Here is a 10,000-nt window from a genome sequence, read left to right as displayed (position 1 = left end):
TCTTCGACACGGTCAGCTTGTCGCCATAGGCTTCGGCCACTTCGTCGAGAATAGGGGCGATCTGCTTACACGGGCCGCACCATTCGGCCCAGAAATCGACCAGAACCGGCTTGTCGGATTTGAGGACGTCGTTTTCAAAGGTCTCGTCGGTAACCTTGACGGTGGCGGTGGACATGGGTGCACTTCCTATCTCGCCCGAAATGGGCACAGATTCAAACTTGTCACAAAGGTAAGTAAGCCCGCATCAGAAATCAATGGCCCCTGATTTCGCTGAGCCTGAGATTTACTAAAGCCTCGCTTAAGGGCGTCAGCTTCGGCCCGTCCGTCCACAACAGCGCCGCTTCGACGGACTTGTCCGGATAGATCTGCCGCAAAAGCGCAACGTAACCCGCCATTTGCCGCTGATAGTCGGCCGCGGCCTCTTCGGCGCTGTCCGGGGCGGGGCGGTTCGATTTATAGTCGATGACCAGCACGCGCTCAGGCCCGATCACCAGCCGGTCGATGCGTCCGGACATAAACACCGCTTCGCCGTGCGCATTGACACCAACCTGTCCGGCCAGCGCCACTTCCGGCCGCGAATCGGGCCCGAAGGCGTCGGCAAAGCGCGCATCGGTCAGCACCCCCATCACTGCCTGACGGATTTCGTCGCGCTGGGCGTCGTCGAGATCGGGCTGACGCCTCAGCCAGCGTGCGGCCACCTCATCGCGGTCGGCTACGGACAGGGCGGGCAGGATTTCAAACAGCTTATGGATTTTCAGGCCGCGCCCGAAACGTCCCTGCCCCTTCTGTTCCGCCAGAGGCGAGGGCGCACGATCTTCGGCGGAACGATCCTCGTCACTGAGCTGCGACACGGCGCGCCAGACGACATCGGCTTCCGGATCGGGGGTGGGGGAGGCGGAAATGAAGGCAGGCAGACCGGTCTGTATTAAAGCAGCCTGCGCCTCAGCGATCATTAACGGTGCGCGTTCGCCGAATAAAAGCAGTTCCGTTTTTTCAGAAGGTTCCTGAGCATTTTTAGACGCGCCTTCGCTTCCGAAAACCGGTTCCCCCTTTTCGGAAGGCGCTTTGGGCACGCCAAACTCCACCACCGTGTCCAGTTCTACCTCCACCACAGCCTCACGCGGCAGGCGGTCGAAACCGTCCTGCGCCAGATCGTACCAGTCGGGGAAGGGGCCATTCGCCGCGCGGCTGCCGCGATAGCCGCACAGGGTCAGGCGATCACGCGCCCGCGTCAGGGCCACATAGAACAGCCGCAAGCCCTCCTTGGCTTCGCGTAAAGTCCGGGCGGATTTGAGTGCGCTGACGGCTTCCGGGTCGCCGTCCTTGCCGCGCGCCGACACCAGAAGATCACCCTCATCCGACATCAACAGCAGGTCGTCATTGCGCGTCGATTTGAAACCGGGGGCCATGGGCAGAATCACCCACGGCGCTTCGAGACCTTTGGAGCCGTGCACGGTCATCACCCGCACGCGGTCGCCGCCCTCTTCCTGTTCGCGCTTGATCTCTGAGGCATTGAATTCACACAGGTTCAGGAAGTCGATCAGGCCGATCGCCCCCACCCCTTCGCCTTTCAGCGCCAGGTTCAGCGTCTCATCCAGTACGTCCTCGCACTCGACGCCCAACCGTGTGACGAAGCGCTGACGCTGGGTGCGGCCCGCGCCGTCGCGGCGATTGAGCACCAACCCGAGAAAATCGAACGCCGTGCGCTGCGGCGCTTCGGACAAGGCCCAGCCAATGAAGTTCTGCGCTTCGGAAAAGCGCGGATTGTCTTCGGCCAGACGGTTCAACGCCTGCCACAGACTGGCCTTTTCGACGCGCGTCAGGGTGAACAGGTCGTCTTCGCTGAGGTCGCACAGGGGGCTGCGCAGGACGGCAGCCAGAGACAGGCTATCGCCTGCCTGCAAACAGACGCGCATCAGGGCGCGCAGGTCCTGAAATGCTATGTGGTCCGACAGCTTGAGCCGGTCGGCCCCGGAAACCGGTACGCCCGCCTGCTTCAACTCACGGATAATATGTTCGAACAGAGCGTCGCGTTTGCGCACCAGAATAAGCACATCGCCGGCGTGCATAGGGCGCGCCTGGCGTGACCCCTTGTCGATAACGCTGCGGCCCTGTTTGATGTCCTGTGCGATATGGAAAGCCAGTTGTTGCGCCAGCCGCTTGGCCGGGGCCGCACCGGAGGCGTCGACGGGCGCGATGTCTTCGTCATCGCTCTCGCCCAGATCGGGCACAGGCAGGGGATAGATAGGCGGCCACAGCTCGACCGTGGCCGGGCGTTCGGAACGGCGCGCATCGTGGATGATGCGTTCGGCGGTGAAGTTGAGCGCTTCGGAGAGGTCAGGGGCGTCAAAGGCGCTATCGACAAAGCCCAAAACCTGCGGCAGGGAGCGCCAGCTTTGCACCAGTTGCGGCACGACGAAGCGTTTCCCAGCGCGCTCAGCCCGGGTTTGATAATATTGCCGCTTGCCTAAAAACAAATCAGGTTTGGCGCCCTGAAAGCCATAGATGGACTGCTTTTCATCGCCCACGGCAAAGATGGTCCGGTCAATGCGCGCCTGAAATATCGGCGCGCCCGCTCCGGAGAAAAAATCATCGACAAGGGCATCAATGATGTCCCACTGATCGCCGGACGTGTCCTGCCCCTCATCGACCAGCACATGCTCCAGCCCGCCATCCATCTTGAACAGCACCCACTGCGACATGGTGGCCCCGGAGAGGAGCCGTTTGGCGCGGCTGATCAAGTCCTGAAAATCGAGCGCGCCGGTGCGGCGTTTCAGGTCCTGATAGAGGACGCTGAAATCCTCAAACAGTTGCAGCGTATAGAGGGTGTTGAGCGCGGTTTCGGCGGCCTTGCGCTTTTCCACCGCCTCGGCCAGCGGTTCGCGCCAGCGTTCCAGCGTATCGCGGTCAGCTTGAGCGCTCTTGGTCGAGCACAGGTCTTTGCGCGGCTCGCCCTTGGCGGTGTAGAACACGGCATAGAGCGCTTCGAAATCAAACGGTTCGCTGGTTTTGCGCGCTTCGGACAAGCATAGCAGCGTTTCTGACAGGCTCTGATTGCCTTTGGTGTTAACCGTGGCCAATGACCTTGCCATTTCGGGTATTACGTCCCAGTTCAGGCCGTCTGCAAAGGCATCGACCACCTGTTCCGGCGTCATCGGCGGGTCGAGATCGAGGCGTTTGAACAGGTAAACACTAAAAGACAGACCGTTGTGTTCCGCTTCGGCCAAAAGATTATCCAACGCCTCGCGGATACGGTCATGCTGATAAATGAACTGCGATAGAAGCTGTTCAAACTTCTGGGCTTTCAGCGTGCGGATCAGGTGATCGCGGTGCGCGCCTTCGGGTAGGGTCAACAGGCCTTCCAGCGCCTTTTGCGCCAGATCACGCGCAATCAGATCGTCCAGCACCTGAAACGACGGGCTTAAACCCGCCTCAAGCGGAAACCGCCGCAGCAGCTTTTCGCAAAAGGCGTGGATGGTCTGAATCTTCAGTCCGCCCGGCGTTTCCAACGCCTTGGCAAACAGGGCGCGCGCCGTGGCCAGATCATCAGGGTTTTCGTCGATGGCTCGCAACTGATCGGCCAGCTTATTGTCTTCGGCCACGGCCCAGCCGCCCAGCCGCTCATACAGACGGCCCTGCATCTCGGCGGCGGCGGCCTTGGTATAGGTGACGCACAGAATGTGCTCCGGCTTTGCTCCGCGCAACAGCAGACGCGCGACGCGGTTGACGAGCGTCGAGGTCTTGCCCGAACCGGCATTGGCGGTCAGGAAGCACGATACTTCCGGATCGGCGGCGGCGTTTTGCGGGTTCATTCGCCCTCCTCCGTTGCGGGTTCGGCCTCGCGGTCGCCCAGAACGTGCCATTCATAAAGCCGTGCCAACTGGTCATAATCACCGCCGCGCTCCAGCCGGTATTGCGGCGCGCGCCAGGACAGATAGCCCTGTCTGGGGTTTTCATACTGCATCAGGCGCGTCTTGAGGCGGCTCAGCGCGCGATCGGCCATCTCATCAGCGCTCAGCGGGTTCTTTTTGTCGTAAACCACGCGCGGTTTGACCACATCCTGCCCCAACCGAACATAGACCAGTTCACCCAGACCCTTGGCGCGATGGATGTCCTCAAACCCGTTGAAGCTGCCGTATTTGAGGATGGCGGCAGTCAGGGTGAGTTGCGGGTAGAAGCCGGCGATCACCGCCCTGGGTGACGGTGGCTGACCGGTCTTGAAGTCGATCACATCGACGCCGCGCTCATGAATTTCCACGCGGTCTGCCTTGGCGGTCAGGGTGAAGGGGCCACGCGGCAGGTCAATGGTCAGCTTGCCTGACTCTTCGATCAGAAGGCGCGGACGGTCAGCGCGACGCTCGGCCTCAAAGGCCACATAGTCGCGCGCCAGCAGGGGAAACAGCGGGCGTTGCAGGGCCAGTTGCGCTTCGCTGAGGTTTTCGGCGCGTAACTGCGCCTCCAGCAGATCGCAAAAGACCTGCACCCCGGCTTCGCCCAGAGGCATATCGTCCGCAGCGAATTTTTCCGCGACGGCGTGGATGGCGGTGCCGCGACGCAGGGCCTCGAAGGGCTCGTTCGGTCGGTCGAGGGGCTTGAGGCCCAGCACATAGCGCGCATAGACGGCATAGGGGTCGCGTTCCAGCATCTCGACCTGCGTCACCGGCAGTTGCAGGGGGCGCGACTCGACCGGTGGTGCAGGCAGGGGCCGTGAAGCGGGTTTCAGGGCCTCAGGCACGACGCTCAACGGGCCGTCCATGCGCCGCGCCCAATCCAGCCATTGCGGTTGGGTCGGCAGGTGTTCGCCCGCCCCGGTGGTCAGGGTTTCCAGCCGCCATAGCCAGCGCGATTGCACCTGCGGCTCGCCTTCACGGCGCTGGCGCGTCACCATCCACACCTCCGGCTGGCTGGCGCCTTGCACAAAGTCGTGTGCCGACAGGCCGGTGCGGCGTTCGGGCGACGGCAGGCCCAGGGCTTTACGCATCGGGCGCGACAGGAAGGGGTCGATTTCGGCCGCCTGCGGCCACACCCCTTCTTCCAGACCGGCCAGAATCAGTCGGTCGGCCGAGAACATGCGCGCTTCGATAGCCCCCAATATGGTCAGACGCGGATGGGTGTGCCCCCCCGTGCGCACGGTAGCCGTGCGTAGCGCCCGGCGCAGAATATCGACAAAGACCTGATCGTCCTCGACGATGAAATCGCGCCCTTCGGCGATCAGATCGGCCAGAAGCGCTGAGGCTGTCGCGCCCGCTGCGCCGCTCCACAGGGCCTGCCCGTCGTGCGCGGCCACGGATTCGGCCCAGACGGTCAGGGTGCGAACGTATTCGGACAGGTCTGTCTTTGACTTCTGCCAGACCGCACAGGTGCCTACATAGTCCTGCCACAGGCCAGCGGCCTCAAAAGCCTCTTTCTGCGTCAGACGGCTCAGAACCTCGTCGGCATCACGGGGCTTGGCACCTCGTAAGCCTATGATTTCCAATATATTTGTGTGGCGGTCGTCGGCGAAGCGAGACAGAGGATGCTTCAACAAAGCCAGAAGCTTCACCGCATCGAAGGGCTCCAGAATCAGATCGAGCAGGCTGTGCAGGAAGCGCCCGACCGGGCTGTGTATCAGGGCGTCGCCCGCAGAGGAGTCAGGGCGCACACCCCAGCGCGACAATCGGGCCGTTACCCGCCGCGACAGGGTGATATCAGGTGTGATCAGAGCGGCCGTCTTGCCCGGTGTTTCCAGCGCTTCGCGCATCAGAAGGGCGATGACGGCGGCGGCTTCCTCGTCATTGCGGCCTTCGATGTGGGTCAGGCCGCTTAAGCCGTCCTTTATGGCGGTTTCCGATCCCGCCTTCAGTGCCGCAATCTGGGCACGCCAGTCCTTGGTGGCCTCGGCGGGACGAAGGGCTTCGTTGAGGACGCGGCGGCGGGCGTGGCGCGCGCGGTCAGCTTCGATCGAAACAGGCCAGGTATGGACGACTTCACGGCTGACCCGGTGGCGATCCAGCAGGGCCTTCATGGCCCCCTGCGGGTGCGAATCGCCGACCTGCGCCCACACGTCCTCGGCCAGCGACAGGTCGAGACCGGGCAGGACGACGGCCCCTTGCTCAAAACGCGAGGCCAGCCCCATCAGCCGCGCCGTAGCCGGTGTGGTGCCGGTGGTCCCGGCGATAATGACCGGATGGGTGGGTGGGGTCTTTTCCCACTGATCGCCAAGGCGATGAATCAGCGTCACCAGTCTCTGGCTGGGGTCCATCCTGTCGAGTTCGGCCAGACGCTTCGGCCACAGATCGACGGCAATGGCCAGAAACCGCGCCGATACCTGCCAGTGTTCAGCCAAAGCCCCCATACCGTCGTGCAACAGGTCCGGATCGTGGACAAGACGGTCCAGTCTATCTGCGGCCTTCACCTCTTCCAGAGCTAAGGAGTCGAAAAATTTGGCTAAGGAATCAGCGAGTTCCAGGGCCGTTCGTGCGTTGAGCGGCGCATCGCTTTCGTAATGCGCCTTGATCAGCTTCGCCAGTTCGAAGCGCCGCCGCGTCGCCGACAGGGCAGGCGGCAGGTCGAGCCCCAGATGCTCCAGATCAAAGGGTGGCTCCCCCTCTTCGAGATCACCCAGTGCTCGCACCTGCGGCAGCAGAAGGGCCTTGGCCCGGCACTGATCGGTAAAGGCGTGCGCCATCTGACGCGCGCCGCGTCGGGTCGGGGTGAGGATCAGGGCGTGCGGCAGGTCATCACCCAGCGCCTCACACAGTCCCCGTGCCAGATCATCAAGGAACGGTCGCCCGGACGGAATGGAGTACCAGCGCGGGGCCGGGGTGACGAAGAGGTCGCGGCTTTTCATGCCTGTTGCAACCGCGCTTCGGCGGCATCGCGCGCAGCCGGGTCACCGACATGCATCCAGTTGCCGTGCATCCGCGCCCCGAACAGGCGACCGTCGGCCGCCTTTTTCCGCCAGATCGGCGTCAGGGAAAAGGCCTCTTCGGCCACTTCCGCCACTATGTCCGGATGGGTGATGTGCACACCCATATAGTTGAAGGGCGCGGATTCCGCCTGACCGCGGAAGGTCAGGCGCTGATCCTCAGCAAGAAAGAAGTCGCCTGCCCCATCAAAACCGCTGGAGCGCGCCATATCGGCCAGCAGCAGCAGGGCGTCCATGGCGTCAGGCTGCCATTGCTCAAGCATATCGGCAATGGCGCGGTCATGGCCGCCGTCTTCGATCCACACACTGTCGATATTGGCGACGAAAATCGGATCATCGCCCAGCAGTGGACGCGCTTTTTTCAGGCCTCCGCCGGTTTCCAGCAGCTTTTCGCGCTCATCGGAAATGACGATCTCGACATCGTTGCGGCTTTTGAGGTGCGCCTCCAGCCGATCGGCAAAATAGTGGACATTGACCACACAGCGTTCGACGCCCGCGCTTTTCAGCCGGTCGATCATGTGGTCGATCAGGGTGCGTCCCCCCACCTCGACCAGGGCCTTGGGCCGATCATCGGTCAGCGGCCGCATGCGCGTGCCCAGCCCCGCCGCTAACACCATAGCGGTTTTGATTGGGGCGGTTTTGATCTGTGTCATGCGATGCGGCCCCCCAGACCGTTGGCCATAAACCAGTTCCGCACCCCGGCCAGTGCGGGTGCATTGAGATTGCGCGCCAGATGTCGCCACATGCGCGGCATGAAGGCTTTATAGCGCGGTTTGTGGTCGCGCGTGACCAACCGGGCGAAGACACCCAGAATACGCGCCTGATTGAGCGCCACCAGCGCTGTGTAGAGGCGCATGAAGGCCTCGCGGTCCTGTTCGGGGCGCAGGCTGAAATAGTGCTCTAGACAAAGCGCCTCTACCTCAGGCGACACATCGCGGCGGGCGTCCTGCAACAGCGAATGCAGGTCCCAGGCCGGATGCGCCTTCAGGCAGTCCTGAAAATCAATCAGGCCGACGCGCGCCACGCCTTCACGACCCCCAAGCCACAGCAGGTTTTCGGCGTGGTAATCGCGGTGGATGAAGACGCTGGCGCCGGCTTCGGCTTCGGCACGCAACGGAGCCCACAGGCCGTCCCAATCGACGCGCGCCTGTTCGGAAAAGCGCAAGCCGGGATCATATTGCGGCAACCATTCCAAAAACATGTCGGCACCGGTTTTCAGCGCCAGCGCGTCATAGGTCAGCAGCGGCCACTCACCCACCATGGCGGGTGGTGGCGCCTCGTGCAGCTTCGCCAGCACGGACACCGCCGAAAGGTAAAGCGGCGCTTCGTGCTCCCCCTCTTCGATCAGACGGGCAAACAGGGCATTGCCGAGGTCTTCGTGCAGGATCAGGCCGTTGTCCAGATCGCTCTCATAGATGGTCGGCGCGGAAAAGCCCCGCGCGCTCAGATAGCTAGCCGCTCCCACAAAGGCCGTCAGATCGCCCGCAGACAGACGAGTCTGTGCAAAATAACCAAGCCGTTGACGGTCCTCGATGCTGGCGTCCGGTGGGCAGGGCTGCGCGCCCGTCGGCGGCTGATCCATCAGCATCAGGGTTGAGCCGTCCGCCCGCGTCAGGCGCTCATAGCGCCGCGTCGAGGCATCACCGGGCAGCGGGTCACGCCGTGCTTCGGCAAGGCCCGCCTGTTGCAGAAAACGGACGCGGAGGTCTTCACGATCGGTCATTTAAAGCTCTTATGGGGCGGGCCGCTCAAGCGTCACGCGACGGCCCGTAGCCTCTTCTTTTAGGCGCACGATCCATGGGGCGTCAAAGGTGAAATGCCCCAGTCTTTGCGGCCATTCGATCAGGCAGAGATGCGTGTCGGTCAGCTCAAACAGGCCGATCTCATGCACCTCTTCCGGGTCGGTCAGGCGATAGAGGTCGAAATGCGCGATATCGAAATCGCGGCCTTCGTAGGTCTGAACAAGGGTGAAGGTCGGCGACGGCACGTCTTCGTCTGGCGTCGTCAGCGCCCGGATCAGGCCGCGCGCCAGGGTCGATTTTCCAGCCCCCAGATCGCCCAGCAGATAGACCACGTCCCCCGCTTTGAGTTGCGTAGCCAGCCACGCCCCCCACTCGGCGGTGGTGCTATCGTCGGCCAGAAAACAATCGTCGGAAAAGGTCATAGGGCAGGGCGGTCCGGATCGAGCGGCAATTCCCGTTCGATATAGGTCTTCAACCGCTCGCACAACAGGCCCACCTCGGCGTCGAGCTGATGGGACGCCATGAGCGGCCCAACGGTCAGGTCGAACCGCTGACCCGCCTTGTTCAGAAACTCATGGAACAGGGTGATATCGCGCAATTCCTGCGAGACGCGGTTGAAGGCATGAAACCATACCGAATTAGGCCCCGACAGGTGCATAGGCACCACAGGCGCGTCGTATTTCTGCGCCAGCGACAAGGCGGTGGTCTGCCACGGCGGATCGCTGAGTTGTCCGTCCGCCCCGCGTCGCGCCAGCCGCCCGGCGGGAAACAGCACCACACATTTTTCACTTTCGAACGCCGCGCGTGCCGCACTCAGCGTGGCGCGGGTCTTTTCGCGCGTGCGCTTGGCCTCGACCCACTCGACCGGGATCAGCACCTCTGCGAAGCGCGGATTGACCCGCAAGGCGTCGGCATTGGCGAAAAAGGTAATGTCGGCGCGCACTTTCCGCAGACAGTCATAGACGGCAATGCCATCGGCTATGCCGGTCGGGTGATTGCAGATGACGACGCAGCGCCCCGTGGCCGGGATACGCTCGACCCCGCGCGCCATGACCTCAAGCGACAGAAGCCGGGAGATATAGTCAAGCGCTTCGGCCCCGGACAGCTCCGCAATCGCCTGCGCCATACGCACGGCTCGTTCGTAGCCCAGCAGGCTATACAGCAGTGGTCGCGCCACAGGCCACGCAACCGATGAGGCCAGACGCGGTGCGCGTTCGATGATCAGTTCTTCGACAATGTTACGCGGCGCCGGTAACGCCATCCTGCCCCTCCCCAGTCTTTCGCTGTCCCGTTATTCTTGCTAAGGCTATCTCATGCCCGCTTCGCACACCCCGAACCCAGCCCCCAAAAG

7 protein-coding genes are annotated in these 10,000 nt (G+C 62.8%); all 7 read right to left on the bottom strand.

Annotated elements, in window-relative coordinates; translation table 11 throughout:
• Positions 1-175: thioredoxin domain-containing protein (locus LDL37_RS02365; protein WP_290793759.1), on the bottom strand; the 175-nt coding region annotated here is incomplete at its 3' end.
• Between the two features lie 76 nt (positions 176-251).
• On the bottom strand, positions 252-3,812 hold the full coding sequence (addA, locus tag LDL37_RS02360; protein ID WP_290793756.1) for a double-strand break repair helicase AddA: 3,561 nt from the start codon (positions 3,810-3,812) through the stop codon (positions 252-254).
• Positions 3,809-6,829: a PD-(D/E)XK nuclease family protein gene (locus LDL37_RS02355; protein ID WP_290793754.1), complete on the bottom strand. Its 3,021-nt coding sequence runs from the start codon at positions 6,827-6,829 to the stop codon at positions 3,809-3,811. Before LDL37_RS02355 ends, addA begins: the two co-directional genes overlap by 4 nt.
• Complete coding sequence (murU, locus tag LDL37_RS02350) at positions 6,826-7,560, bottom strand: N-acetylmuramate alpha-1-phosphate uridylyltransferase MurU (RefSeq protein WP_290793751.1); 735 nt, start codon at positions 7,558-7,560, stop codon at positions 6,826-6,828. The genes LDL37_RS02355 and murU overlap by 4 nt, the downstream gene beginning before the upstream one ends.
• Complete coding sequence (gene amgK, locus LDL37_RS02345) at positions 7,557-8,630, bottom strand: N-acetylmuramate/N-acetylglucosamine kinase AmgK (RefSeq protein WP_290793748.1); 1,074 nt, start codon at positions 8,628-8,630, stop codon at positions 7,557-7,559. Before amgK ends, murU begins: the two co-directional genes overlap by 4 nt.
• 9 nt (positions 8,631-8,639) lie before the next feature.
• Entirely contained in the window at positions 8,640-9,071 is a 432-nt protein-coding gene (gene tsaE / locus LDL37_RS02340; protein ID WP_290793745.1) for a tRNA (adenosine(37)-N6)-threonylcarbamoyltransferase complex ATPase subunit type 1 TsaE, read from the bottom strand.
• Positions 9,068-9,910, bottom strand: coding sequence for a 1-acyl-sn-glycerol-3-phosphate acyltransferase (locus tag LDL37_RS02335; protein WP_290793743.1), 843 nt, complete (start codon positions 9,908-9,910; stop codon positions 9,068-9,070). The genes tsaE and LDL37_RS02335 overlap by 4 nt, the downstream gene beginning before the upstream one ends.
• Positions 9,911-10,000: the final 90 nt, after the last annotated feature.

It is taken from the genome of Asticcacaulis sp. (genome assembly GCF_020217185.1).
Taxonomy (GTDB): Bacteria; Pseudomonadota; Alphaproteobacteria; order Caulobacterales; family Caulobacteraceae; genus Asticcacaulis.
Note: the sequence above shows the minus strand (reverse complement) of the source record. Positions and strands in the feature narration are given on the sequence as shown.